Genomic DNA, 25909 nt, shown 5'->3' with positions numbered 1-25909 from the left:
CATGCCCTGAATAGTTAAAAAGATTAAACATTATTTTAATTCTACAAATAAAAACTTCTTCATTTTTTCCAAGTCTAACAAAGTTCAAAAAATTATTTCTTTCCATTTAATCAAATTACATTAATTGTTAATATCCCCTTTTTAGTCTTCAAGGAGATGAACTTGGCTCCAGATATTATTTTTATTGGTGCAGGACCTATTGGGCTTTTAGGCGCAATTCAACTTAAACTGCAATGTCCATATATAGACATTTTAATGTTTGAAAAATATAAAACACCCTTACGCAATCATGCGATGTATATTGACCATAGTTCCTTTGCTGATATGGATAGAAGTCAAGGATTTGGAGAGGTTCTAGATAATATTCCTGCTAAAGTGTTAATTAGTGATCTTGAAATAATGTTAAGACAGTATGCTGAATCAATTGAAATTAAGATTCAATATGAAGAAATAAAAGATTTTAATGAATTAAAAAACCAATACCCCACTACTAATTATTTTGTAGGTAGCGGTGGCTTGCGAGGTATTATTCATCCTCAAGTTTTTAATAGTGAAAACCAAATCAATGATGCTTTAAGATATGCTGTTGAAGTAAAATACAAAGCGATTGGTAAAACTCGTTCCTTAAATAAGGTAACTGAGATCCCAGGTATTCTTTCCTATACTAATAACTTAGTTTCTGAATATGTAGGCCGCTTAAAAGATGGGCTTACGCCTATCTCCCTTAGAATTTTTATTGATGAACTTACGTATCAGGTCATGAAAGAAGCAACTTTTAAAAATCCTTATACGCTCGCTGATCAAGAGAAATTTCCAGCTGAACTATTCAAAACCATTAACACTTACCTACAGGCTAGAAAACATCTCGCTAATGAACTTATTGCAAGAGACAGTTTAAAAATATCAACCATTACTTTATCTCTTTATGCAAGCAAATATTTCTGTAAAGAGGTTGATGGAAAAGTTATTTTTAAAATTGGTGAAGAGGCTTTTGCTTGTCCATTTTATCGTAGTTTTAATGACAATGCTTTTTGTATTCCTTTTTTTACTAAAGCGATGAAAGCTTTATTTGAAGAGACTAAAGTTGAAGTTAAAAAATTTAGTGCCTCTTATTACTTTAAGGTCTCTGCTGTAGAAAAAGAACCCCTAGATTATTATCAGCATGATTTACAAGCATTTGTAAATCGCGAAGTTCGTACCATTCACTTTTTAAATAGTGGCATCGATATATTGGAGTCATCCGTAGCAACTTCACAATCCTTACCTAAAGTTTCAACGTCACTAAGATTAAAGCCAGCAGGCAGAATGTTTATAGAAGAAGTCAATAAAGAGAACGACAACGCAGCCTCTAAAGATAAGCCTTCTTCTGCAAAATTTAAATGTACTATTATTTAGATTGCATTAGACTTTTTTAAAAATAAAGAGAGCTTATTAAAACTAAGCTCTCTTTATTTTTTATTGATTAACAGATACCATTGCTGTAGCGCCACCAGTCATAACTGCAGTAATATTTACGTTATTAGCAGCATCAACAAAAGTTTCGCCAGCATTTAAAGTTCTTATAAAATAAGTATGGTTATCGCCAGCACGTGTCCAATGGATGCTAATTCTATCTATATAAGAAGGTGCCCCTGATCCAAAAAGCCCCCTATTTCTGCGATAAGAAATATAATAAGTATCTGTGGCATTCTTTTTTACTTTTAATGCTAATAATCCTGTACTATGAAGTCCTACTTCAAGTGGGTTAAGTACATAGCTACCCGAAGTTACAGTCGCAATTCTTTCAGGATAAGAATCAAACCAACGCATTTGATCACGATGTGGTGCATTAACTTCTTTATAATAACGAGAATCACCTGTGCCCATAATACAAGCCGCATCGCCGTATTCTGAATCATTAATACCATCATTGTTTGTATCCGTGGCAGCATGATGCATACCTAGATTATGGCCAAGCTCATGAGTATAAATAAGTTTTGAATAAACTCGCCTTGGATCATAAGCTTTTACCCAAGTATTACATGCTGTACCACAGCCTAATTGCCCTAAACCACCCCAGCCACAATTCACGGCTTGTGGAAGGATAAACATAAAATGCCTATACAATGCTAAATTTAGTCCAGACTGCATAGCAGCATTTTTAGCATCTGTTGCCCACTTATTATAATTACAATCAGTTGCATCATAATCTAGATTAATAACATAAATATCAGAATGACCGTCGCCATTTGGATCAGTTAAAAGATTAACCTGATTAAATGAACTTCTTAACAGGTTTCGGCGAGTCGATTGAAGGCTAGTAAATAAGATAGAATCTACGTCACTTATTGAAACAGTCGACGTTGCTTGCATATTTTTAAAATTCACTATTAATGTTAATAATCTTCTGATATCAGGTACAGAAAGAACTTTAGGCGAATTTTCCAGAGTTAGATTTTTCTGAACAGTAAGTGAATCAACCTTAATCACCTTCTCTTTTAAACCTTTAACTTCTTCACCTTCAACAATAACTTTATTGCCAGATAAAAGTTCACTTTTATCAATTGAATCAGGTAATTCTAGTTTATAAACTTCGCCTGCCTCATGAAGTTGATAAATCGTTTTAGCTTTATTATTATCAAAATAATCAAAGATAAGCACTTCAAGCTCGCCTTGATACGTTTGAGCGAACACAAGTGAAGAACAGCTTAAGAAAAAACTAAGGATAATGTATTTTAACTGGCGCACAATGACCTCCTTGTTTGTATCTAACGAAGCTAAGAATGCTATAAATTGTTTAACTTGATAGATAAGAGTTAAAATTAAAAATATGGATAGGAATCCTTTCCCGCAGATACGTGTGCAATTTTTATTCCAACCATTTAAAATAAATAATAAAATAAGTACTTTCAACAAAATATAAAAACTTTTAAGGATAACGTATGAGAAAGGACACACTGTATATCGAAGCATTATCGCGCCTTGATATAGCGGCTACTTTTGCTAAGTTAGATCCAGAAGCTGTTGAGAAACTTAAGCATGCCAAAGCGTGCCTTGAAGTGTCGATACCAGTGCGCATGGATGATGGGCGTTTAAAAATATTTAAAGGCTATCGTGTACATCATAATGACATACGTGGTCCTACTAAAGGTGGCATTCGATTTCATCCTGGCGTTAATTTAGCTGAGGTAAAAACCTTAGCCTTTTGGATGACTATCAAATGTGCAGTAGTAGGTATTCCTTTTGGCGGTGCAAAAGGTGGAGTTATTGTTCAGCCTAAACAATTGTCGCGACTTGAGTTAGAACGATTGAGTCGAAGTTATATTACGTCAATAGCGGATTTTATCGGACCTGATCTCGATATACCTGCTCCTGATGTATACACTAATGCAATGATTATGGGATGGATGATGGATGAATATTCTAAAATTGTCCGCCAAGTAACACCTGCAGTCATTACCGGCAAACCCTTACCGCTTGGCGGTAGCCAAGGTCGTGAAGAAGCAACAGGCCGAGGCGCCTATTATTGCATTAAAGAGTTAGAAAAAATCAATAAGTGGCAACCAAAGAAAATGCAAGTAGCCATTCAAGGCTTTGGTAATGCTGGACAATCTATAGCCTACTTACTTTATCAAGATGGTTATAAAATTGTCGCAGTCAGCGATTCTAAAGGTGGCATATATCGTAAACAAGGATTTGATATTCCAAGTATTATTCATGCTAAAAACAACTTTAAACAACTGCAAGCAGTTTACTGTGAAGATTCCGTTTGTCAGTTGATTAAAGCAGATAATATAACCAATGAGGAATTATTAGAGCTTGATATTGATATTTTAATTCCAGCAGCGCTCGAAAACCAAATAACGAAAGAAAATGCAAAAAAAATTAAAGCACCAATTATTGTTGAAGTCGCAAATGGCCCTACAACCACAGAAGCTGACTTAATTTTAAAAGAAAAGAATTGTTTAATTGTTCCTGACATTTTAGCTAATGCTGGTGGTGTTACCGTAAGCTATTTTGAATGGGTGCAAAATAGATCAGGTTATTATTGGAGCCAAGAGAAGGTATACAAACAATTACATGCTATCATGACGAAAGAGTTTACAAATGTTTATGATTTATTTCAATTTCATCAAATAGATATGCGTACTGCAGCCTATATTCATGCTTTAAATAGACATGCAGAAGCTGTTATGGCACAAGGGACACAAGGTTATTTTTCAGAATCTTATTGAAATAATTTAATATGCTTTACCTTTAGGGTGTAATCTATGAAGTTTGGCTACACGATTATTTATGTAACAGATGTAAAGTCGTCTTTAGCTTTTTTCGAAAAAGCATTTGGCTTTAAAATTCGTTTTCTTCATGAATCAGATTGCTATGGTGAATGAGTCAATCATGGTTACAGATAATAAATTTAATTTAATATTCGACTTTGATGGTACGCTAGCTGATAGCTTCTCTGCTGTTTTAAAAAAATTTAGTCTTTTAGCTTATGAATTAAATTTTCATGATATAAGTGAAACTAAAATAGATAAATTAAGAAATTTAAGCTCCCGTGAGCTTATCAAATCCCTTAATATCCCTATTTATAAGCTACCTAAGGTACTTCGCAAAGCAAGAGAAGCGCTCAGTGAAGATATCCATTCTTTACCAATTTTTGCAGATTTACCGGAAGTATTAACTGAATTGCAACAATTAAATTGCACGCTAGGAATACTAACATCTAACTCAGAAGAAAATGTACTTACCTGGCTTAATCATTATAAGATTCAATCGTTATTTAGTTTCATTTATGCAAAATCAAGCTACTTCGGTAAAAAGAAGGTGTTAAGAAAAATAATTAAAACGTATCGAATGCCTTTATTAAAGACTTTCTATATTGGCGATGAAACAAGAGATATTGAAGCTGCTCACAAGGCTAATATTAATTCAATGGCTGTTACTTGGGGATTTAATTCTGAAGAAACGCTTAGACAATATCAACCTAATTATCTTGCGAAAACGCCAAAAGATATATTAAATTTTATTCAAGAAAAAAGCAAAATAATTGATTAATATTTAAATAATTAAGTTAAAAATAATTGTTTAGCTAATGGCGTCAACTTAAAGCTTTTGTCATTTCCGCGCAGGCGGAAATCTATCCTTAACCCTTGCACTGTACTTACATAGAAATGGATTCCCGCCTGCGCGGGAAAGACAGAGCTGTTTTTAAGTTGTCGCTATTAATAGCTCGCCTAATGCCATCAACTTAAAGCTTTTGTCATTTCCGCACAAGCGGAAATCTATCCTTAACCCTTGCACTGTACTTACATAGAAATGGATTCCCGCCTGCGCGGGAAAGACAGAGCTGTTTTTAAGTTGTCGCTATTAACCGTTCAGTGGGATATGGTTGAATCTTGAGGAACTAATTAATTTGAGTACAGATTACGGTGAAAATAATACTGAAAAAACTTAGTATACATCAGTACCTGAGACTTCATGGGCATTACTTTAACGCGATTTGTGTCAAATTTATCCGCTCGGTGAATAGGAGCGAACGCTTACTGCTAAAAAGACATTGCTATATTTTCTATATTTTGTATTTCATCTATAGAAAGATCAAAATCATTATTATTTAAATCATCTTTCATATGTTTTGAGCTAGTAGTTCCTGTTAGAGGTAATATTCCAATTTGGCATGCAAAGCGAAAGATAATCTGTGGGATGGTTTTATTATATTTTTCAGCTAATAATTGCGTATAAGATCCTAAAAGATAATGCTGATTAGCAGTAAGTAAGGAAAAACCTTGATAAATAATTTTATTTTGGTTACTAAATAACCTAACGTCTTGATCCCACCGGGTGATAGCGAAGCATCGGTTTTGAATAAAAGTTGGTTTGACAGAAACTTGTTCGTATAGCTCCTCTACCTGATCAATAGTTACATTGGAAATTCCTAAAAATTTGACTTTTCCTGCATAAACTAATTCTTCCATAGCCTGCCAAATTTCTAGATCGGCCTTATTTATTCCCTGAGAAAATGTAGGTCCATGCAAAATATAGGCATCAATATAATCAGTCTGAAGATGGGTTAGCGAACTTGCAAAAGACTGATTAACCTGCTCTGCCAAAGAATCAGATTCATTATAAGGTTTTCGGTGATCTTGACCATTTGCTGAGGTAAATTTGGTTTGGATAAATAAGTCATTACGTTTTTTTTGGCTAGTAAGTAAAAATTCCTGAATGGCTAAGCCAACGCCCTCCTCAAAATAGTGCTTTCGTTGATTTGCAGTATCAACGCCTTTAAATCCTAAATTAAGCGCTTGTAAAACTAGCTCTTTTGTTTTCTCTTCCTTCCAAGCCGTACCATATAGGATAGGAGGTATCGATACAGTAGGCATTAATTTACTGGGTTGTTCTGAGGTCATTATAACGGCCCTTGCCTGGCATTTTTTAAAATAAAAATTTATAGTTAGTATTTATTGCTGACAACATTTAAGAAACTAATCTGATAACTTAATTATAGAGCTTAACAGAAAAACTCAAAAAGAAATTCTGCTAAGCTAGGAGATGAGCGCTATAAACATACTATACTTAATTTCAATAAAGTTAAATGGCTGTTAGTGCAATTATTAAATATTTTTATTTTATTAAAAATTTAATAAAGGGAAGAACATGAAACCCAAAGGAATAATATTATTAATAGGCGGAGCTGAACAAAGAGGTGAGAAAACGCCTGATATTGAAGAGGATGAATCCGATTTTACACCTTACGAGATATTTAAAAAAATATTAACAGAAGTTCGTATCAAAAAAATATTATTTATTACTTCTGGTAAGAATTTACATAAAGAAACTCAAGAAGGATATAAAAAGGCCTTTAAAAAGTTAGGTTTTAAAATCATTGATTTTATTTTTATTGAACATCGAGAGGACGGCGAAAACGAAGACTATATAGAAAAAGCAAAAAAAGCAGGGGTTGTTTTTTTTACCGGCGGGGATCAATTTTATCATGCTACACTTTTAGGAGGCACCAATCTTATTAAAGCGATTAAAGAAGAATACTTCCATAATGAGCATTACATCATAGCAGGAACAAGTGCAGGCGCTATGGTTATACCATCAGTAATCATAGCTTCAGGTGGACAAACTGAAGCACTACTTCATCAAAATTTAGTTATTTCTTCAGGATTTAGTTTATTACCTCATTGTATCGTTGATACTCATTTTATCAAAAGAGGACGATTTAGCCGACTCACCCATGCTATCTTATTAAACCCTGAAAAATTAGGTGTGGGTTTAGGTGAAGACAGTGCTGTACTTATTCGAGAGGGCAAAGAAGCAGAGTGTATAGGTTCAGGCATGGTTATTATTATTGATGGTTCAGAAATTAAACAATCCAATATAGCTGAAGCTAAAGAAGGCGAGCCTATCTATTTATCAAACGTTAAAGCTTATTTTTTAGTTAGAGGATGTAAATTTTTATTGAAAGAACGAAAATTTATAGCACCTAAATCTTAAATACGAAGATTCTAGAGTGTATGTAGATAAAATAGATTATCATATAGTCCTGATAAGAATTTTTAAACAATTTTTTATGTCTAAATTTATACCCTCTATGTGGATTCTTACGCTTCGCTGTTTTAAATCATTTATATGGCTAGTGGCTGGCATTGTTGCCTTAATATTATTTAACTCTCCTTCCTTCAGTATGGCGATAAATAGCAAAGAAGATCCGACACAAAGATTAGAGCTAGAAAAATTCTATTACTCAACGAAAGGCCCTAACTGGATTCGTCAGGATAATTGGCTTTCAAAAAAAGTTTCCTATTGCCAATGGCATGGGATCATTTGTAATGAACACGAGCAAGTTATCGAAATACAATTATACGATAATAATCTTGAAGGAAACTTACCAGAGTCCTTATGCAGTTTAACTGAATTAAAAACGCTTTACTTAAGCTTTAATAAGATTGGCGGCGTTATTCCTGATTCTATTGGCCAATGCAAAAAGCTTGAAAATATTTGGTTAAAAGCAAATAAATTAGAAGGAAATATCCCTGTTTCTATAGGCGATATTGACAATCTTATCTGGCTTGATTTGCATGCTAATCAATTGTCAGGGGAAATACCCATATCAATTGGCAAACTAAATAGGTTAGAAATATTAAGGCTTGATGATAACAACCTTAGCGGCATTATTCCGGATGCTCTCTTTGAATTAACGAATTTAAAAGAACTCTATTTATTTAATAATTCTATTTCTGGTGAATTAAAACCTGAAATAGGCCAATTAAAAAATTTAGAGCATATTTATTTAGGCCATAATCATTTAAGTGGGACCCTGCCGAGTGAAATTACCACGCTTTACAATCTAAAAACTTTAAGAATTGAAAACAACAATTTTGGAGGCTCTTTACCTGTTGAATTAGGCAACATGTCTAAACTTCAGGTTCTACGCTTAGACAATAATCATTTTACCGGCCAAGTTCCCCAGAGCGTGTTAGAAAATAAATCTAATTTTCAAGTGCTAGATTACTCAAATAATGATTTTGATTAAACTAGAAAAAAATATAAAAACCATTTATGTTTTTTAAATCTGTCTAATGAAGCGTAGCCTAAGATTAGACTCGCGGACCTTTGCTTAGACTACGTTCATATTTAACTACTAACTAAAACTTATTTAACATAAGTTGTAGCAGTATACTCTTGGGCAGGTGCACAACCAAATAATGCGCAGCCGCAACCAGTCATTGCTAAAGTAGAAGAAACAACAACAAAAGCTATTAGTAGTTTTTTCATAATGGCATCCTTGCTAAAGTTTAAAGTATTACTTGATTACAGTTGACACTACTCTATCTCGGTATCTTTAAGAAAAACTTTAGTAAATTTAATGAAATTTTTAATTAGCGAGCTCGTACATCCTATATTAAGATAAATAATTTATAGCCTTACAATTTTTAAAATGACCATTTAGCAAGAGTTTAAACTTATTAATTTTAATTTGTTTATTTACTTATTTAATTCCAATATCATTTGATAATTGAGATGATTTTAAATAAGAAAAATTAACATCTTAAGGTTTTTTTTAGAATAATTTCAAATGTATAAAGATTATACCCATTAAAAAAGTAAATTTCTTACTAAGGAGAGTTAGATGTATCGCTTTTGGACTTTACTTGTTAGTGCGCTTTTATATTTATCTATTAATGTTAGTGTATTTGCACAACTACCCAGTGATTATCAAGTTTTATCTGCCACGCAAAAACAAGATTTATTATGGGATGAGGTGGTCAAAAGCCATAAATTTAATCCCTTGCCAAAACTAAGTGGTAATAGTTTTAAAGAAGTACTCGAAAAAATAAAAGGCATATTTACCTTAAGCGCTACCTTTGATCATTTTAGTGATGAGATACCAAAAGGACGGGTAAAAATTATTCATGCTAATGGCTCAGTAGGAAAAATTGCCTTTATTCCTACTCCTAATCATCCTTTCACAGGTATTTATCAAAAGGGAGGTATTGGTGTAGCACGCCTATCTCTTGCTATTTCTCCCACAGATAATACCTATATACCTGGCATGGCTATTAAATTTTTAGTATCACAAAATCCCTCTTTAAACTTACAAGTGATGAACTCCCTTGAGGGACAGCAAGAGAATTGGAATTATTTTGCTAAAGAGTTTACTAACCATATAGCGCATCCTACTAGCTGGACACTCAAAGCAATTGAGCAAATTTTTGAATGGACGCGTGATCCTGCCAATGATTTACCTCTATGGCATTTAGCGGCTTGGACAAGTGAGGGTAAATTTGCAGGTATTCCTGTCTTTCCCGAACAAATCTATTTTAGACCCAGTAGCGCGGTAACAGATATCATCCCTGAGAATTCACGTGAAGATTTTAGACTATCATTTGCAAAAATACCTATGGGTCCTTTGTATGAAGTTTATGGAAAATACCACGGTTCAGAATATCATATTGGCACCCTAATGCTTGAAAGTAATTTACTAGCTTCGTATTACGGCGATAAAGAGTTATTTTTTCAACACCAACGTTAGCACACTTAAAATGCAGTTATATACTAGCCTCATTTACATATAAATCTGCTTTTCTTTAAATTTAATATGAATGGTGTAATTACAAAACTCACGCTCCTGAAATTTTAATTAGTTTAATATTCAGGAGCGAGGTTTACAGCACTTCAACTTTAGAGTTGAATACTATCAATGAACAAACTACTAGAGTCAAGATAACTCTCAGGAGTTATAGCAGCGATATCATATGCTGTAGCTTCTTCTGGCGCTGGAGCAGCAGCTACAGTTCCACCACCGGCGTCAGGAGCAGGGGCCGGAGTTTCTGCGTCAGTTCCTGAAGTATCTTCTGGTGTTGGAGCAGCAGCTACAGTTCCAGCATCAGGAGCAGGAGCTACTGCGTCAGTTCCTGAAGTATCTTCTGGTGTTGGAGTAGCTGTCGTCCCACTAGAACTTGACACACTAGTTCCGCCATCATCGGTAGGCGGTGGTGGCTCAGCAGGGCCATCATCATCTGTAGGCGGTGGTGGCTCAACAGGACCATCATCATCTGTAGGGACATAGCCAAAATTAAAAGCATTAGAAATAACTTGCCCTGCAGCGATAGTAACAAGTGCAGGCTCATTATTGGTAGTTAAGATGTAGTTAGGTATATTAAAATCAACTGAATCATTATGAATATCGACCCAGTAGTCGCCTGGCGCGATATTAATAAAGTTATAAGAGCCATCAGATGCAGTCACACTAAAACCAACTTCGACATCGCCCTCGAAATTATTTAGGCAAATTACGTAAACTTTATATTTTGCCAGGCATGACAGCTACTGTTCATATTAAAACAGGCGAAAAAACAATTCTCCAATACCTAATTAAGCCTTTAATTAGAGCTAAGCAAGAAGCATTGAGAGAACGATAGCATCAAAATCCCGTTACCGATAAAAATCATTTTTCTTATTTAATGTGAACTTGACATAAAATATAGCAAATATATTTAACGAAAATTTTAAAAGGTTAAAACACTTGAAAAGCAAGAATAAGAAGAATGCATGCACCAATAATATTAAAAATTGCTGATAATCTTTGCGGTACTTGTTTTGCAATCGCCATACCAACTATTGTAGATATAAACGCCCAAACTCCTATAGAGATTAAATAAGGTAATAAAGGTTTAGTGGAAATTGCTAAACTAACACCAACTGCCAGAGCATCGATACTAGTTGCAATAGAAACTATTAAGATTTTTATGAAACTATGAAACTTTAAGTCCTGTTCTGTCCTTTCAACTTTTAACTCCTTTATACCCTCATAAAACATATGAGCTGCAACAGCAAAGAGTAATAAAAAAGCAATCCATTGACTTATGGAGCTAAATTGAGCAAGAATTTTTCTCCCAGCCATAGCACCTATAATAACAGCGACTACTTCAGCTCCACCTGATGAACAAGCAAACTTTAAAGAGTCACTAAACTTATGTGGCCTAAAACCTAGCGCAACTGCAGCGGAAAATGAATCAGCACTTAACACCAATCCCCAAACTATAGGTTCAAGTAAATTCATTGAGTACCTTATTTTCCTCCTGTCATTAGATAGCTAATCTAAAGCAAATCTAATTAAAGAGCTAGTGAAACTCAAAATACATTTGTAATCTCCTTTGCCTACAACTAGCGTAGCAACTGTCTTGAATTTTAATTCAAGACAGTTGCTACGAGCTAATTACGCTAACTTAAGCTTTATGTGGTACGGCTTATCCGCTTCCTATAAATCCAGGATCCCGTGGACAAGCCGTGGGAGGTAAGCTAAGAAAGATAATGACTTAATTATCGATTTTACCTAGGCTAACTAACCCTCTGCCTACATTCCGCGACTTGTTCGCGGAATCGAGTGCTGTTCATCCTGGTGCCTATAGTCAAAGTGTAGAACGTAGGGTTTTAGGTATTACGAAATGGATTATCAACCGACGTTTGAAAGACAAATCTAAAACCATTTAAATGATTTAATCAAAAGTCAATTAAAAGACCCATATGTTTTTTATTTAGACAAATCAAGTTATAATGACTTCTTTATTTTTATTAAAGGATTACTCCTGTACTTAAGCCTATGAAAATTATTGACCTTTTAAATTATGAGCTCTATTTTCGTACGACTATAGTCACAGTATATGCCTTATTCTTATTTAGAGCAGGATCTGCACGTCTATTAGGAAAGTACTCGCCTTTAGACTTAATTATTACCATTGTCATAGGGGCGGTGCTAGGTGCGTCTATTGTTGGCACTTTACCTTTGTTGTCATCTTTGGTTTCAACTAGCCTGATTGTAATTATTCATCGTGGTTTACTATTTATTTCTTTTAAATACAATTGGGTCGGGCACTTTATTCGAGGTAATGAAAAGGTAGTTGTTAAAGATGGTCAATATATAGAAAAAAATTTGCAAAAAACGAAGCTAACATCTGCAGATATCTTGCAAGCTCTACGAGTTCAACAAGGAGAGATCACCATAAAAAATGTGTATCGCTCCTTCGTTGAACCCGATGGTCGCATTTCTTTTATTATGAATAGCGAATAACTAAAGATAATTTTTGGTTAATTAATATTTTTGCTCGCACATTCACTAACCTTCAATAAACAAAAGTTAGAAAGAATTAACTATTAGGATTGACTTACCTTTACATTTAAAATTGTATTCTCCTTTACAGGCTTGGCAAACGTTTCACGAATACAAAATAAAGTAATGAATAAACTAACTAAAGGCATCAAAACCAAAAGACTAAAAGAATAGTGATAAGCTGTTAATAAAGGAACTTGATGAGATTCCCAAAGCAAAATACTTCCTATAATAGGTGCATTTATAGAAACCAATAGCATTATAATGCCATTATTAAGTCCTAAACCTGCTGCCAAATAATGAGTTTTACATTGCTCACCAATAACGACTATACCAATGCTTGCTGCACCTATGCCCAGGCCTAGAATAAAAAAGTAAAAGGCAACAATTATTTCTTGAATAGGAAAATAAATTATACCTGTAAGTGCTATTAAGGATGTTCCTGCACTAAATAAAAGAAATGGCTTGCGTCGTTTAATTTTATCCGAAAAATAACCAACAATAGGTGAACCAATGGCAAAACCCAACCATGCTAAAGTAATCATATAAGAGGAAAAATTAGAGGAAAAACCGTTATGCATTAAAAAGTTTTTTCCTTCATTTTCTGATAAATATTCGATACTAAAGTAGTTAAAGGTACCGCATAACATGATACACCAAATTTGTGGCTGTTTAATCAACACATAAAGACTATCTAAGGTAGCTCTCGGCCGTGATAAGATTATAAAATTACCAGGATGCTGTTTATTTTTTTCTACAAATAACAGAATAATTAAAGAAAGAAACAAACCGATAGCGGCTAATATCATAAATAAGCCTCGCCAGCTAATAATCCCAGCATTAGCAAGCGTATTTAAAGGTCCACCAGCAATCATTGGGCCTAAAGTGCCAAAAAACTGTGACAAACCAATAAAAAAGGCAATATTAGGTTTTGGCATCCAATCGTAAACTGCGACCAATAAACAAATAAAACCAAACGATGATCCTAATCCCATAATCACACGATTAATAATAGCCATAGGATAACTGGTGGAAAAACCAAAACCTAAATTAGCAACAGCGCAGAGTAAAGCTGCTATAAATAGCGTCCTTTTTAAACCAAAGCGATCAACAATGACCCCTACGGGTATTTGCATAAGGCCATAGACTAATAAATAAGAAGTTGAACTCAAGATAGCAAATTGAACTTGGCTTAGTTCTAATTCATGCATAATAGGCTGCTGAAAAGTACCTAAAATGGTACGCAGCAAAAATTCATATAAATAAAAGAAAACACATATTAGCCAAACCAATATAGCTTTGGGTGCCGGTTTAATTAATCTCACTGTTTATTGCCTCTTGCTGCTCAGACCAAGCTTCTAATGTTATTTCAGCTTGGTTATTGTCAATAAAGGAAGCTATTTTGAAAATACTTTGGCCTTCATGAATTAGAGGATTACGGTTGATACCAACAATGACTCCATCTTGATTAGCTTTAATGGGTTCTGCTGCATCCGCACAAAAAGGATCAATGATGCGACCAATTGTTTGTCTTTTTTTAATAAATTGTCCTAATTCAACTTCAACAACTACCATGCCGCTTCGATGTGCCCGAATCCAGTCTTGTTCTTGTGAAAATACTGGTTTTAATTCATTAGATTCACTTCGCTCTTCTGCATCAATCATATCCAATGATTTCATCATATTGAGGATACCTTTAATACCTAAGTTAATAGCAGCCTCATCAAAGCGTCTAGCCTCACCTGCTTTATAGACTAACAGTGGTATATTTAAATCATCAGCAGTTTTGCGTAAAGAGTGATCTTTCTTAACATGGTTGATAACCGGGGCTAAGAATTGCCTTGCAAGCCGCTTACTTTCGGGTTGATCTAAGTCACAATAAATTTGTGGTAATAAATCGTCATTAATTTGACCTGTTATAATTTCAAGACAATAAGAAGCCTTTGCTAAAATCTCACGTGTAAATACTTCAGCTATACGCTCGCCGTAAGAACCTTCCCTATCTCCTGGGAAACACTGCTCTAAATTCGTTTCATATGGGAAAGGATTAGAATTATTAATCAGGCCAAAAACATTTAATACAGGAACAGCAATTAAGGTACCTCGTATATTTCTTAATTGGTCAGCCTTAAGTAAGCGATTAATTATTTCAATGCCATTGAGCTCATCACCATTAACACCAGCAAAAATTAATAAGCATGGGCCAGCTTGTTTACCATGAATCACCTTAATAGGCATATAAAAATTAGTACATGAATAATATTCTGGCAGTGGCAATGCTAAATTAGCCGTTTCACCTGGATGAATTGTTGCATCGCAGATCATTAAATTTGTATTTTTCATAGGTATTTGACTTCTAAATTAATAATGATAACAAATAGCTAGATAACAATAGAGCAAGCATTATACCAGAAAATGCTTCACTATCATAAAATGAAGAAAATGAGCTAACCTCTTGGTAAATAAGGTTGCAAGTTAGCTCTGTAATAAAGAGATTATCCTAAGGATTTATATTATTAAATATCTCACTCTGCGTATTGGTTGTCCCTGGCAAAGATGCTGTATAATATTCAGCCATTAATTGATACATACTGGGCCTAGCTGTCCTAGAAAACATACTGACTACTGGTGCTTCTACGATCTCAATACCTTGCTTAACAAGCTTAGCCTGTAGATCAACTTTAAACTCACAGATAATTTTTGCTGCTTTACTTAGTAATTCAATTTTTAATAAACCTAATTTCTCATATGCAATAAGGTTAAATTGCTCAAGTTCATTTTTAATTAACCCAATGAATTCTTTTTTAATCTCTAAGGTGGTACTTAAGGTAGAGTAAGTATAGTAATTAGCATATAAAAGGGCTGAAGTATTTTTTATTAAGCCATGCCAGCTTCGATCATGAAACATCCATAGGATAGGATCATTAGGAAACACCTTATAACAGTTTTCTAAATAACCTGCACCGAATTCTAATAATTGAGTTAACTGCGCAGTGAGCTTATCTAAATCAGCTTTAATTATATTAATGCCTTGATCTATTTTTTCACTCTTAAGTTGGCCAAGAATTTCTTTTTTAAAAGACTTAGTCTGCCGATACAAGGCTAGTAAGTCGATATCTTCTCGTTGCAGCAATTCTTTTGCGCTTTGTGCTGAATCAATATATTTTTTGAAAGTTTGTATTTGCTGTAGTTCTGCATGATTTAAGATAGGAGCATAGACTTCATAAAGATTCAAACTTAATCGATAAATGCCTAAAGCATAAGTAAACTGCTGCATAAAGGCTTGTGCCATAGGTGTATAAGGCTTTTCAGATTTAAAAATGTAAAGCCCCTTTTCTGGTTGGATTTCTATGGGTAAGTTACTATTAGCAATATGAACATCAAGAGCTGTTGCCCAACTTGAACCGTTAGCTAAAGCTAAATTCTTTATAAAAGACTCATCCACCAAACAGAATTCCATAGCATCTTTAATTTGATCAAAATTAAAAACCAGTTCTGCTTCTTTAGCAGGTTCACTCAATTTCTGAATGCGTTTGGCATTAAAAAAATAATCATTTAATAACTTTCTTATTTCTGGAATAACTTTTTGATAATCAGCAAGGCGTGCTGCAATAGGCTTAGATGCTATATCTAAGTCTTGTTGATAACGCTCTAACTCTCCTCCCATATTTCTCTCCTTTAATTCCTTCTGAGTAACTTAGGTGCATCCTGATAATTCGAGAATAACTGATTGATAGGTAAGAGGCTAGTTTATGAAATGATTCTACAAAAAACAAACACAAGATACGGTTATAATGCATAGTAAAAGTTCCTCTATTTATCTTATATAAGAGAAGCGCACCTAAGTGCGCAAAATTAGGTTAAAGCGATAATTCGAAATTGATGAACATTAGTGATAACGCCCTTTTCCCAGCCCCCCACAATTAATTTTTTGGCATTTTTCCTAAGCTCTTCAGCTACCTTGCCAGAGAAATGTGCCTTTTGCGCCGCTTTATCGGGAAAGACATCAAAGATAGCGTACGTATTTTGGCTATTTTTCAGGGCAACCCACAAATAAGTCCCTGGTTCCGTTTGATTAATAAGTTGAGAACCTTTTGTTAATAAAATTTCCAACTCACGATTTTTACCTGGTTTAGCTTGAAAAGTAATGTATGAAGCTTCTTTAGCAGTTAACACTGTATCCTTATTAAAATTATTAGAAGCAATAAGATCATAATTATTTATATTTTGTAACACCCCTTTTTCCCAACCTCCTAATACTAACTGGGTAGCATTTTGTTTTAAAGCATGGGCTACTTGGCCTGCAAAATGTTGCTCTCTTCCCTTTTCATTAAAAAAAATATCAAAAATCCCTAGCTGATTATCTTCTTGTAAAGCAAACCAAAGCGCTGTATTGGGTTCAGTCTCATGCACAAGTTGCGCCCCTCTTTTGAGAAACTGCAAGAAGCTTGAGGTAGAACCTTGTTGGCTCTTCATTTTTATAAATGTGGCTTTATGAATAGTTTCAGCATTAATCATTATTTTTTCACTCGCATAAGTCATAGTTATTAATCCCCAAATAAACATCCAAAAAGTTAGTAATTTAATTTTCACTGTCTCTCCCAATTATCTATCTACCAGAAGATAGATAAAATAAATAAAAAAAATTAAAACGTTTTTTTTATAAAAAATTTTACCGTTTCGACATAAGAAATATCCTCATATAATCTAGACATTAATAAACCTCCTTCCAATTGAACTAATACATACCTAGCCAGTTCATTAGGTTTTAAAGTACGCAAAGCAGCTCTACCTGACAGTCCTTCCCTAATTGCGTCGTTTATCCAGTTTTCCAAAACATTAAAAAAAGAACGCACTTTAATCTTAACCCTTTCCGGCAATGAAATTACATCTGATGCAAGCATACCTCCTAGACACATTTTCATTTCATCATGTAATGTTAAAGACATAACCTTATCCACTAAATTTAATAACTTATCTTGTAAAGATAAAGAAGCATTGAACTTCATTTCATCTAAAAAAGATGATAGTCGATACAATTGCCAATCGATTACTGCAATGGCTAAGTCTTCTTTAGCTGGATAATAATAATGAATACTAGAAGTTTTAATCCCTACCACTTGAGCGATGTCCCTATAGCTAAAAGCGTTGTAACCCATTTTTTGGATCAGGCTTTCTGCTGTATTCAATATTTTTTCTTGCATAGTTGTAAGTTTCATAGCACAGCATTCTACCTACCAGTAGATAAATAGTCAACAATTTATTAACTTTTATACAAATTAATTGATATTTAAATTTTTTAATAACCGCTCTTTAATACCTTATAAATCAAAATTAGAATTTTTTAATTATTTATAAGTTATTGTTTCTATTAATTTCTAAAAAATTATTGGGTATCTACAATTGATATAATTTTGATCAGTATGCTATATTTTAGTAGACATTTGACTGAAAAGGAGAGCTATCATGTTTATACCTGCAACTTAAATAAAAAACAAACCCTATTCGTTATTAGGGTTTGTTTTTTATTTACTAGGCAGGAGAATAGTAATGAAAATTTCAAAGAGTAAAATTAAGCAATTTAATGAGGAAGGTTATATTGTTATAGATAACGTTTTACCTATGTCATTACTAAAAAATATGGAAGTTACAATTAGTACCGTAATAAAAGATATTTTATTTCGAGCATCAAAAGAGCTAAATCAACCACAATTAATGCAAATCAACAATATAATAGATAAAGGCATAGTTGAATTACGTAAATATAATATAAGTTACCCATCCATTATTCAGCGAATAGTCAATCGTACTCCTGCATTTTTAAATTTAGCATCTCATCCAAAGCTTGCTTCAACTGTTCGTCAGCTTAACCAGTATTCAGATGACAATCCGCTTTATATGTTATCAAACTGCTTAATTTTTTCTGATCCAAATAACCATAAGGACAGATCGCCTTCACAATTTACTTTAGATTGGCATAATGATGTATTTTCGACTATTCCATTTAGCCAATTTACTCATATGTGGATTCCTATAGTTCGTGATGCGACACTTGAACGTGGCACTTTAATGTTATGCCCTCGAAGCCATAAAGAACTAATAAAGCAAGAAATAAAACTTGATGTGCCTTATAATCATCGCTTCAAGGTTGATTTTAAACAATTAGAAAAATTTAACCCTACTTCCATTGAGGTCAAATTAGGGCAAGGACTCTTTTTTGATGGTAACATGATTCATCGAAGTGGGTTTAATAGTTCGAATCACATGCGCTATACCATGATTGGCCTATTCCATAATATATTTAAGGAGGAGTTTCTGCCTGTTGCAACAAGTTATAAATATATGAAAAGAACGCCTTATGAACACTATTTTCAATTATTTGGCGGGGATCACCTTAAGCCTTTTCTTTATGAAGAACTTGAAAGTGATTTAAAGAATGCTTCTGTATAAAATTTAAAAGGAAATATCAGTAGAGACATAAATTTGATGAAAGTTCAGAGTAATACAATAACTTATATAATGGTTATTGCAAGTGTTCTTTTTATAACGTTTGCGTGGACGCCACTCATACCTGAGATAGCCTCTGACCTAAGAACCACTAATCAATCAATTACTAGCACCCTGTCATTTTTTCTTTTGCTTTATAGTCTAGGATGGATTTTCTTCAGCTTTTTAGTCTTTCGATTTTCTCCTAATTTTTTATTAAGAATCACTTTAAGTATTGCTTTTATTAGCACGCTAGGCATTGCCATAGCCACTAAGATAATAGTTTTTTCATTTTTTTTCGGTATGGCCGGTTTTGGATTAGGTGGATGTACTCTATTAGTACGTCAAACCCTATCTGAACAATATAACGGACATCAATTATCAAAAATTATGTCTATAAGCAGCACTATTTTAACTCTACTTAAAACAGCTTCTTTCTTTTTAGTTATTTATGCTAATTATTTATTTGGATGGCGAGGCGCATTTTTACTTTTATCTGTAATAATTTTTATTTGCATCATGTTCAATCTATACCAACCAACCAACCTCCCTTTTAAAGGATCTCGATTCAAATATTAGTACACAAAAAGTAGTAGGTATCTATAAGAAACTACTAACTAATTTACACTTTTTATTATATCCATTATGTTTTTCCATAGCATATACTGGATTTATTGTTTTTTTTTAAGCACGCCTTTTATCTTTCATAAATATGGACAGATAACACAAATTCAAAATGCACTTATTTTAACAGTTATTATGGTAGGAATGTTCATAGGAGCTGTCTTAAATTTAGCTCTTCAAAAAATATCACCTTATAAAAAATTGATAATTGCCTCATTATTGATGGTATTTTCCTGCATTATTATGCTTACACTTATCGATAGCAAATATGGTAATATTTTAACAATTATTGCTACATTTTTATTCTACACCACCGGATGTCAAATAGTTTATCCAAACTCCTTTTCACTTGGCATGGCTCTTAGTCAAGCTATATCAGACGATACAACTATTGCTAATGTTATTTATAGCGCGCTAGGTATGCTTGCGTCAGGTTTAATAACGCTTAGTATTTTTAACACTATTGAACACTCACTTTACTTAGTTGCTTTTTCACTTTTCCTCTGTAGTAGTGTTATTTTCTTTATAAGTATTATTTTAAATAGTCTACATAAAGCCTCAAAAGAACCATTTGCTTGAACTCCCTAATATCATTTTTATAAATACTATAGATGGTTAACCACGACCTTTTAACATGCCGTGGTTTTAGTACTCTATACATTGAAATTAGCTTTTAACCATTCTTTGGCTTCTGAACTAATTTTTTCATCTTCTAGGGCAATGGTAATAACTGTGGCTTTTTTATCAATCTGATCACCACATATTTCATCCATTAATTGACTCCAGTCATTTAATAACTGAGATGAAGAAATTTTTCCGAAGTTATCTAGAATAGAATAAGCACGTTGCTTTAAATAAGCGTCCATTGCTTTGTCCATCCAAGCTACAATTTCGGGGGTCAATCCATGTTGCTCAAGCCCTTTTCCTTCGGCAAAACCTTTTTCAAATTTTTTAGTTCTGAGGTGAGCGTATTTCTTACCATATAGATTGTTCACCCAATCCATCAATTTTTTCCCTAAATCAATACCCAATTTGGAATTAGGATCTTTATGCAAGTTGTCCTTAAATTCTTTCACCAGATTAAACCACTTTTGTTCAAACATTTCTTTTTGTTCTGGGGTTGAATTTGATTTTAACTCTGTTTCAAATTTTACATACTCTTTAAGCTCAGTAGGCGTAAAGATTTCTTTAACCCAAGCATCTTCAAGCTGTTGCGTCATTTTATATACCTCAATTAATTCAATCACATTTTCCCAAGGAATAGATTTATTAGCGCTACATTCAGAAGATATACGATCTAAAATAGTGCTTGCTTCCAATAATGATTCTGCTTTTTCTTGTAAGAACCTGGATTGCATGGCAAGATTCTGCAGTACATTATCCTTTTTGCTAAGCAATTGTTTGATTTGAGATAACTCAAAACCAAAAAATTTAAGTGCAATAATCTGTTGTAACTTTAATAAATCTGCTTCGGAGTACAAACGATAATTATTACTTTGGCGCAAACTAGGTTTAAGTAAGCCAATCTTGTCATAATAATGCAGCGTACGCACTGACACTTGTGCAAGAATCGCCAACTCTTTTGCATACCATTTTTTCATAATATTTGTCTCCTTGTTGCCAAGGTTAGGTTATGACGTAACGTCATAGTCAAGGGTTTACAATATAAATTTACACATTATCTTATGATAAGCCTTAAGTCGTTAATGTAAGGGGTGATTACAGCAAATTTTATAGCGATTTAGACAAAGTAAATTCAAAAAAATCACTTATAATAATTTAATTTAGTACTTAAGTTTAAGTACCTCTTTTATAGGCATTGGAGACTGAAGCTTCTGGGATATCGACCGGTCTATTTTTTATAATATAGCATTGGTGTAACTCATCTCGCTCAGAAGAGCCTGCGCTAGAAAGTCGCTTTACCGTACCTAACACTTCTAGACCATATTCTTCTTTAAAATCTTTTTTTCTAAAATGTAAAGGTGAATAGCCGCTGGCAATAATTAAACCATGCTCACCGAGTAAAGGTTGCATATATTCCAAATGTTCTTCTGCTAAATCGTATCCGACAATTTCCAGATTAATCGGTCCACCTGATAGGATGATTGCATCGACTTTTCCGCAATATTCATCATATTCTCTATTTGAATTTGCAAATTCTTCCAAGGTTGAGTTGATCACCTCAACATCTTTTTGATTCATCTGTTCGGGGTAATTTTCTTGAAAAAGTTTCGTTGCAACTTCACACTGAGATAAAGCGGGTTCTATTAAGATATATTTAAAAGGAATTCGACGCTCTAATAAAACATCAATAAGTTTACTGGCTAATCGTCCTTTTCCACCCCCTATGTCCATGATAACTAATTTTTGATTTTGCTGAGCTAAAGGTAAGACATTTTCCTCAAACCTCTGTTTCATAAAGCCATCACTTATCTTGTCATAATAGTATTTTTCAACGCCCTCTTCCCAATTATATTGACTCCAAAATTCACTAGACTTTAGTTTTGCGTTTAAGCGAACATGCTTTCTGCATACAACTTCTAAATTATCCTCAGGAAGGCGATTTATGAGCAACTTAACTTGATTCTCTAATCCACTCTTAACAAAAAAATGTATCTTTTGTCCATCTTTTAATGTAAGTGTAAGGATAAATTTAGCATCTTCTGTAATATATTTTATATTACCATAGGTCTCTGTCACTTTAATGGAATCAATTTGTGGATGATAAGCCCCAACTAGCATCCTAATATCTCTTAGTTGTAATGACTTCCTAACGAAAGGATTTAATTTAAATTCATTATCAACTTCAAAAATTTTTTCCTTATTTTGCAAACAAGCTCGTAAGGCTTCTGCGTCATACTCTTTAGATTCCAAAATTTTAAGCCCTTTATCATGTGCTTCCATACAGATTTTATATAATTCATCAATTGTCTGAGCTATAAGGCTGTCATTATCAAGCGAAGTAGACATTAATTTTCCTGCAAAAATACATCTTTTTTAAGTATAGTTCATGAGATTAGTGCTAAGATGTGGTATAGAGCTGCTGCATTAATTTTATCTATTAGATCAAAAGGATACGTATTATTAAAAATGATAATTAAGCTCTGAATTTTTTTCCTCAGCAATGTTTGCTTCAGTCAAAAGCCCATAAGAAAGTATAAAATTATCAAAAAGTTAAAGCAGAGTGGATAAGAATTTTATAAGTGCTGAGCGGTTAAAATCTTTAACAGATGGCTTAATAGCCATAGTAATGACCTTGTTGGTTTTAGAAATAAAAATACCACTATTGGCAACTACATCATTTTCTATTTTAAATATAAAATCAGTTGACTTTATATCAATTACTTTTATCGCTTCAGAAAGATGATTTATGGGGATTTTAAAATATCTAGCTATACTAGATTTTAAAAATGATAAGAATCATATACGCTATTAAATTGCTATACACCGACTTATTTTAAGAATCAATTTAATAAAATACCAAGTATAGTTTAACTATCTTTACCTGCTTATTCTCAATTTTAAAATTACCTTTTTTAGTAGATGTCAATAAAAATTAACTCTTACAGGAGTGTTCAAATGCCATCGCCGCTGATTAATGAAATTACCCTTCCTCATATTCCATTTAAAGTTAATTTAGAAGATCTCTCACCGGATAATAAATTATTAACTAACAACCAAATTACACAAGTTATTAAAGACATCGAAATCATTAAAAAATCATCTCATAAAATTTTAAAAAAAGAACATTTTGCCCAGCGGTTTAAAAAAATAGAGTTAAATACCGCCTATGATATCCTTGTTTTTGATGAAAATTACTATGCCATTTATTATGGTGCCCAACGCAATAAACATGTAGGTTCTGGCGGCTTTGGTTATGTCAAGTTGGTACAAAATCTTAAGTCTGGGGAATGGGCTGTTTTAAAGCTAACTGTTATCGATAAAAAACACAACGAATACTTATTGTTACAGAAAGTTAATTTAGCTTTAGGATATCTTGAACGAACACTACCTATCGATAAAGAAAACTATTTTGTTAAATCTCAAAAAGCACAAAACAGGCGTGGCGCTGCAACTTCATGGTCCCTTCATCAAGCAAATCTTTTAATGAAATTGGCTGATGGTATGGATTTAGATGAGTTAGCTCGTGGTGATTACCATTTACCCATGAGCAAATGGGTTGAAATTATCCTGCAAGTAGCAAAAGAATATAAGAAATTAAAAGATAAAAACATAATTCATAAGGACCTAAAACCAAAAAATATTTTTTATTCTCTTAATAAAAATAAAGCAACTATTATTGACTTTGGTGGCTCAACAAAAAAAAGCTTTTTTGCCCCGAAAAAGGAGCAAGCAATTTATACTATGGGATATGTAGCACCCGAATTACTTTTTAAAACACACTATAATGAAGCAACTGATATTTATGCGCTTGGTAAAACCTTCCTTCATTTATTAGATTTAAGTAGCTATTATTTATCAAAAACTAATGAGACTCAGCTTTATTACAAACTATATAAATACTGTTATTATCGTATGACTGATAATGATGCTAAAGATAGGCCTTGTATTGAACAAGCCATTGGCTTCTTTGAAACTCTGCAATACTCCTGCTCTAATTTATTGCCTAAACCTTTCAGAAAAGTTGCCCTATTTTCTATTGATGAATATTTCTATTACCTACATGGAACGCAAAATAGTATACTTGAAGAAGAACTTATTAAAGGAAAAACTAATAGCCACTCTAAAGGCGAAATCATTGCACCAAAGCAAGATAATTTTAATTTTTTAAATTTTTTATCACCTACTTTTGCTTTTATTAATTCATATTTGCATCCAAGCAGTAAGATGCCTGAAGAAAAAGATCCTGATAAAAAATTAGAAGAGCCGATTCCTTTACAAGCTCCTAATGAAAACTTAAAAAAATATGCTCAAGCTCTGACATCGGCCTTAAAATTATTTGATGAAGTATGGTTTATTGACACATCTAAGCGTTCACAAAAAGACTATATTCAATTATATAGAGACTTAAGCGCCCAAAAAATTATTGTCGGACAGCGATGTTTCTTAACTGAAGATAAAAATTTAAACGCGGTTGTCTCTGCTGTTGGAGAAAAAATTAAAAAGGCAAATTCAAATCAAGATAGCAAATATTTTTTTATTACTGCGCAAATAGAAATACATGAGTTAGAGGATATTTGTCCTATTACATTAAGGCCTGAGGAAGACGACGATTACTATCAAAAAATCATTGATGCCTATACAGCGCTTGATATTCACAAGGAATATCAAATTATAAAAGAATCCTTAACTACGCTGGCTAATCAATACGATATTGTGAAAGATACCTTAAAAGATTTTGAAAAACGCTTTTCAGAAGGTAAGTTAGCTTTCAATTATTTAAAAGATACTTTAAGAGAATTAAGTAAACAACTACCGGCTTTAGAAGAGAAGATCTCTGCAGTGACAAGTCATAATAACATGAAATTTTTTTCTAAATTTAAGCATACTAAATCTCAATCTCTACAATGTATTAAGCAAATTGAGACCCAAATTAATGGCTGGGTAAGTTCATATTAAATGTAATTATTATAATAATCCGTATTACTAAATGTAATACGGAATTAATTTCAAGGCTATCTTTAAATAGCTACGATATTCTCTGCTTGAAGTCCTTTAGGACCTTGAGATACAACGAATTCTACTTTCTGACCTTCTGCTAGGGTTTTAAAACCTGGACTTACAATCGCTTTAAAGTGAGCAAATACATCTGGCCCAGATTGTTGCTCAATAAAGCCAAAACCTTTTGTTTCGTTAAACCACTTTACGGTTCCAATTTTTGTATTAGACATAATAATATCCTGAATTTATTTAAAAGATGCCTTATAGGCTGTGAATAGCGAAAAAGTAGACTTAAACTTAAAAACTTCAGGACGTCGAGTAACAAATAAAACAACGAATTGGAGATAATAAACAATAGACTTTCTTCCTTGCTGGTTGTCATGTTACCGATAATAATGAATTTTGTCTAGATTAATTTTCATATTTATATTTTTAAAATAACTAATGAAACTTCGTTACAACTTATGAAATCCTTATTGATATTGCATGACCGCCCTAGTATAACTTATTTTTACTATATAATATTGGAGCAATACAATTAATTTAAACGCTTAGTTGGTAAAATATATTCATAAAAAG

26 protein-coding genes are annotated in these 25909 nt (G+C 33.1%); 13 read left to right on the top strand and 13 right to left on the bottom strand.

The genetic code is table 11. From position 1 onward, the window contains the following. The first annotated feature begins 162 nt into the window (after positions 1 to 162). The gene (locus E1P04_RS18080) at positions 163 to 1395 is read left to right on the top strand and encodes a hypothetical protein (RefSeq protein ID WP_242604438.1); all 1233 of its coding nucleotides are present in this window, start codon (positions 163 to 165) and stop codon (positions 1393 to 1395) included. Between the two features lie 60 nt (positions 1396 to 1455). On the opposite strand, the gene E1P04_RS10560 is transcribed toward E1P04_RS18080, so the two are convergent. Continuing rightward, positions 1456 to 2727 (bottom strand): metallopeptidase domain-containing protein, encoded by a 1272-nt coding sequence (locus tag E1P04_RS10560; RefSeq protein ID WP_165482749.1) that lies wholly within the window; start codon positions 2725 to 2727, stop codon positions 1456 to 1458. A 194-nt stretch (positions 2728 to 2921) separates the two neighbouring features. Between E1P04_RS10560 and E1P04_RS10555 the strand changes: the two genes are divergently transcribed. The 3 genes from E1P04_RS10555 to E1P04_RS10545 are packed head-to-tail and all read left to right on the top strand — an operon-like array spanning position 2922 to position 5037. Further along, the gene (locus tag E1P04_RS10555; RefSeq protein ID WP_131782870.1) at positions 2922 to 4214 is read left to right on the top strand and encodes a Glu/Leu/Phe/Val family dehydrogenase; all 1293 of its coding nucleotides are present in this window, start codon (positions 2922 to 2924) and stop codon (positions 4212 to 4214) included. 36 nt (positions 4215 to 4250) lie between these two features. Beyond that, entirely contained in the window at positions 4251 to 4370 is a 120-nt protein-coding gene (locus tag E1P04_RS18300; RefSeq protein WP_345788921.1) for a VOC family protein, read from the top strand. 7 nt (positions 4371 to 4377) lie between these two features. Then, on the top strand, positions 4378 to 5037 hold the full coding sequence (locus E1P04_RS10545) for an HAD hydrolase-like protein (protein WP_165482748.1): 660 nt from the start codon (positions 4378 to 4380) through the stop codon (positions 5035 to 5037). A gap of 491 nt (positions 5038 to 5528) precedes the next feature. Here E1P04_RS10545 and E1P04_RS10540 read toward each other — a convergent pair whose 3' ends face one another. Further along, positions 5529 to 6389 (bottom strand): aldo/keto reductase family protein, encoded by an 861-nt coding sequence (locus E1P04_RS10540; protein WP_242604437.1) that lies wholly within the window; start codon positions 6387 to 6389, stop codon positions 5529 to 5531. A 247-nt stretch (positions 6390 to 6636) separates the two neighbouring features. On the opposite strand from E1P04_RS10540, the gene E1P04_RS10535 reads away from it, so the two are divergent. Continuing rightward, complete coding sequence (locus E1P04_RS10535; RefSeq protein ID WP_131782868.1) at positions 6637 to 7482, top strand: cyanophycinase; 846 nt, start codon at positions 6637 to 6639, stop codon at positions 7480 to 7482. Between the two features lie 76 nt (positions 7483 to 7558). Continuing rightward, complete coding sequence (locus E1P04_RS10530; protein ID WP_242604436.1) at positions 7559 to 8521, top strand: leucine-rich repeat domain-containing protein; 963 nt, start codon at positions 7559 to 7561, stop codon at positions 8519 to 8521. 119 nt (positions 8522 to 8640) lie between these two features. On the opposite strand, the gene E1P04_RS18245 is transcribed toward E1P04_RS10530, so the two are convergent. Further along, complete coding sequence (locus E1P04_RS18245) at positions 8641 to 8763, bottom strand: hypothetical protein (protein WP_282433117.1); 123 nt, start codon at positions 8761 to 8763, stop codon at positions 8641 to 8643. A 355-nt stretch (positions 8764 to 9118) separates the two neighbouring features. Here E1P04_RS18245 and E1P04_RS10525 point away from each other — a divergent pair, with 355 nt between their 5' ends. After that, a complete protein-coding gene (locus E1P04_RS10525) occupies positions 9119 to 10021 on the top strand; it encodes a hypothetical protein (protein WP_131782867.1) in 903 nt (300 codons plus the stop codon). Positions 10022 to 10170: 149 nt separating this feature from the next. On the opposite strand, the gene E1P04_RS10520 is transcribed toward E1P04_RS10525, so the two are convergent. After that, positions 10171 to 10737 (bottom strand): RodZ family helix-turn-helix domain-containing protein, encoded by a 567-nt coding sequence (locus E1P04_RS10520; protein ID WP_131782866.1) that lies wholly within the window; start codon positions 10735 to 10737, stop codon positions 10171 to 10173. 268 nt (positions 10738 to 11005) lie between these two features. After that, complete coding sequence (locus E1P04_RS10515) at positions 11006 to 11551, bottom strand: manganese efflux pump MntP (protein ID WP_131782865.1); 546 nt, start codon at positions 11549 to 11551, stop codon at positions 11006 to 11008. A gap of 540 nt (positions 11552 to 12091) precedes the next feature. Here E1P04_RS10515 and E1P04_RS10510 point away from each other — a divergent pair. Continuing rightward, positions 12092 to 12559, top strand: coding sequence for a DUF421 domain-containing protein (locus tag E1P04_RS10510; RefSeq protein WP_131782864.1), 468 nt, complete (start codon positions 12092 to 12094; stop codon positions 12557 to 12559). 83 nt (positions 12560 to 12642) lie between these two features. Here E1P04_RS10510 and E1P04_RS10505 read toward each other — a convergent pair whose 3' ends face one another. The 5 genes from E1P04_RS10505 to E1P04_RS10485 all read right to left on the bottom strand — a co-directional run bounded on the left by E1P04_RS10505 (position 12643) and on the right by E1P04_RS10485 (position 17817). Continuing rightward, on the bottom strand, positions 12643 to 13923 hold the full coding sequence (locus E1P04_RS10505; RefSeq protein ID WP_131782863.1) for an MFS transporter: 1281 nt from the start codon (positions 13921 to 13923) through the stop codon (positions 12643 to 12645). Next, positions 13910 to 14941 (bottom strand): succinylglutamate desuccinylase/aspartoacylase family protein, encoded by a 1032-nt coding sequence (locus E1P04_RS10500; RefSeq protein WP_131782862.1) that lies wholly within the window; start codon positions 14939 to 14941, stop codon positions 13910 to 13912. Before E1P04_RS10500 ends, E1P04_RS10505 begins: the two co-directional genes overlap by 14 nt. A gap of 157 nt (positions 14942 to 15098) precedes the next feature. Then, positions 15099 to 16265, bottom strand: a complete 1167-nt coding sequence (locus E1P04_RS10495) for a hypothetical protein (protein WP_131782861.1) — start codon at positions 16263 to 16265, stop codon at positions 15099 to 15101. 188 nt (positions 16266 to 16453) lie between these two features. Then, a complete protein-coding gene (locus tag E1P04_RS10490; protein ID WP_242604435.1) occupies positions 16454 to 17191 on the bottom strand; it encodes a putative quinol monooxygenase in 738 nt (245 codons plus the stop codon). 53 nt (positions 17192 to 17244) lie between these two features. Next, positions 17245 to 17817, bottom strand: coding sequence for a TetR/AcrR family transcriptional regulator (locus E1P04_RS10485; RefSeq protein ID WP_131782860.1), 573 nt, complete (start codon positions 17815 to 17817; stop codon positions 17245 to 17247). A 331-nt stretch (positions 17818 to 18148) separates the two neighbouring features. Between E1P04_RS10485 and E1P04_RS10480 the strand changes: the two genes are divergently transcribed. The 3 genes from E1P04_RS10480 (at position 18149) to E1P04_RS10470 (ending at position 20287) form a co-directional block, all read left to right on the top strand. After that, on the top strand, positions 18149 to 19048 hold the full coding sequence (locus E1P04_RS10480) for a phytanoyl-CoA dioxygenase family protein (protein ID WP_131782859.1): 900 nt from the start codon (positions 18149 to 18151) through the stop codon (positions 19046 to 19048). Positions 19049 to 19084: 36 nt separating this feature from the next. Then, a complete protein-coding gene (locus tag E1P04_RS10475; protein WP_345788923.1) occupies positions 19085 to 19663 on the top strand; it encodes an MFS transporter in 579 nt (192 codons plus the stop codon). Positions 19664 to 19951: 288 nt separating this feature from the next. After that, a complete protein-coding gene (locus tag E1P04_RS10470; RefSeq protein ID WP_131782857.1) occupies positions 19952 to 20287 on the top strand; it encodes a hypothetical protein in 336 nt (111 codons plus the stop codon). A gap of 74 nt (positions 20288 to 20361) precedes the next feature. Here the strand turns inward: E1P04_RS10470 and E1P04_RS10465 are convergent, their stop codons facing one another. Both E1P04_RS10465 and E1P04_RS10460 read right to left on the bottom strand, forming a co-directional pair. Beyond that, complete coding sequence (locus E1P04_RS10465) at positions 20362 to 21309, bottom strand: MerR family transcriptional regulator (RefSeq protein WP_131782856.1); 948 nt, start codon at positions 21307 to 21309, stop codon at positions 20362 to 20364. A 196-nt stretch (positions 21310 to 21505) separates the two neighbouring features. After that, positions 21506 to 22678, bottom strand: a complete 1173-nt coding sequence (locus tag E1P04_RS10460) for a hypothetical protein (protein ID WP_131782855.1) — start codon at positions 22676 to 22678, stop codon at positions 21506 to 21508. A 214-nt stretch (positions 22679 to 22892) separates the two neighbouring features. On the opposite strand from E1P04_RS10460, the gene E1P04_RS10455 reads away from it, so the two are divergent. Together E1P04_RS10455 and E1P04_RS10450 are read left to right on the top strand one after the other, a co-directional pair. Beyond that, positions 22893 to 23075 carry a TMEM175 family protein gene (locus tag E1P04_RS10455; RefSeq protein WP_207386011.1) on the top strand — a complete coding sequence of 61 codons (183 nt, stop codon included), beginning with the start codon at positions 22893 to 22895 and terminating at the stop codon, positions 23073 to 23075. Positions 23076 to 23287: 212 nt separating this feature from the next. Then, complete coding sequence (locus E1P04_RS10450; RefSeq protein WP_165482746.1) at positions 23288 to 25288, top strand: protein kinase domain-containing protein; 2001 nt, start codon at positions 23288 to 23290, stop codon at positions 25286 to 25288. A gap of 62 nt (positions 25289 to 25350) precedes the next feature. Here the strand turns inward: E1P04_RS10450 and E1P04_RS10445 are convergent, their stop codons facing one another. Next, entirely contained in the window at positions 25351 to 25560 is a 210-nt protein-coding gene (locus tag E1P04_RS10445) for a cold-shock protein (protein ID WP_131782853.1), read from the bottom strand. Between the last annotated feature and the right edge of the window lie 349 nt (positions 25561 to 25909).

It is taken from the genome of Legionella gresilensis, assembly GCF_900639865.1.
Lineage (GTDB): Bacteria > Pseudomonadota > Gammaproteobacteria > Legionellales > Legionellaceae > Legionella_C > Legionella_C gresilensis.
Note: the sequence above shows the minus strand (reverse complement) of the source record. Positions and strands in the feature narration are given on the sequence as shown.

Bases quoted from the DNA above. Each gene is read 5' to 3' on its own strand.
- E1P04_RS10515 (WP_131782865.1), bottom strand. From the start codon at position 11,551: ATGAATTTACTTGAACCTATAGTTTGGGGATTGGTGTTAAGTGCTGAT.
- E1P04_RS10450 (WP_165482746.1), top strand. From the start codon at position 23,288: ATGCCATCGCCGCTGATTAATGAAATTACCCTTCCTCATATTCCATTT.
- E1P04_RS10470 (WP_131782857.1), top strand. From the start codon at position 19,952: ATGCTTACACTTATCGATAGCAAATATGGTAATATTTTAACAATTATT.
- E1P04_RS18300 (WP_345788921.1), top strand. From the start codon at position 4,251: ATGAAGTTTGGCTACACGATTATTTATGTAACAGATGTAAAGTCGTCT.
- E1P04_RS10510 (WP_131782864.1), top strand. From the start codon at position 12,092: ATGAAAATTATTGACCTTTTAAATTATGAGCTCTATTTTCGTACGACT.
- E1P04_RS10540 (WP_242604437.1), bottom strand. From the start codon at position 6,389: ATGACCTCAGAACAACCCAGTAAATTAATGCCTACTGTATCGATACCT.
- E1P04_RS10465 (WP_131782856.1), bottom strand. From the start codon at position 21,309: ATGAAAAAATGGTATGCAAAAGAGTTGGCGATTCTTGCACAAGTGTCA.
- E1P04_RS10545 (WP_165482748.1), top strand. From the start codon at position 4,378: ATGGTTACAGATAATAAATTTAATTTAATATTCGACTTTGATGGTACG.
- E1P04_RS18245 (WP_282433117.1), bottom strand. From the start codon at position 8,763: ATGAAAAAACTACTAATAGCTTTTGTTGTTGTTTCTTCTACTTTAGCA.
- E1P04_RS10535 (WP_131782868.1), top strand. From the start codon at position 6,637: ATGAAACCCAAAGGAATAATATTATTAATAGGCGGAGCTGAACAAAGA.
- E1P04_RS10445 (WP_131782853.1), bottom strand. From the start codon at position 25,560: ATGTCTAATACAAAAATTGGAACCGTAAAGTGGTTTAACGAAACAAAA.
- E1P04_RS10485 (WP_131782860.1), bottom strand. From the start codon at position 17,817: ATGAAACTTACAACTATGCAAGAAAAAATATTGAATACAGCAGAAAGC.
- E1P04_RS10530 (WP_242604436.1), top strand. From the start codon at position 7,559: ATGTCTAAATTTATACCCTCTATGTGGATTCTTACGCTTCGCTGTTTT.
- E1P04_RS10475 (WP_345788923.1), top strand. From the start codon at position 19,085: ATGAAAGTTCAGAGTAATACAATAACTTATATAATGGTTATTGCAAGT.
- E1P04_RS10495 (WP_131782861.1), bottom strand. From the start codon at position 16,265: ATGGGAGGAGAGTTAGAGCGTTATCAACAAGACTTAGATATAGCATCT.
- E1P04_RS10500 (WP_131782862.1), bottom strand. From the start codon at position 14,941: ATGAAAAATACAAATTTAATGATCTGCGATGCAACAATTCATCCAGGT.
- E1P04_RS10460 (WP_131782855.1), bottom strand. From the start codon at position 22,678: ATGTCTACTTCGCTTGATAATGACAGCCTTATAGCTCAGACAATTGAT.
- E1P04_RS10525 (WP_131782867.1), top strand. From the start codon at position 9,119: ATGTATCGCTTTTGGACTTTACTTGTTAGTGCGCTTTTATATTTATCT.
- E1P04_RS10555 (WP_131782870.1), top strand. From the start codon at position 2,922: ATGAGAAAGGACACACTGTATATCGAAGCATTATCGCGCCTTGATATA.
- E1P04_RS10480 (WP_131782859.1), top strand. From the start codon at position 18,149: ATGAAAATTTCAAAGAGTAAAATTAAGCAATTTAATGAGGAAGGTTAT.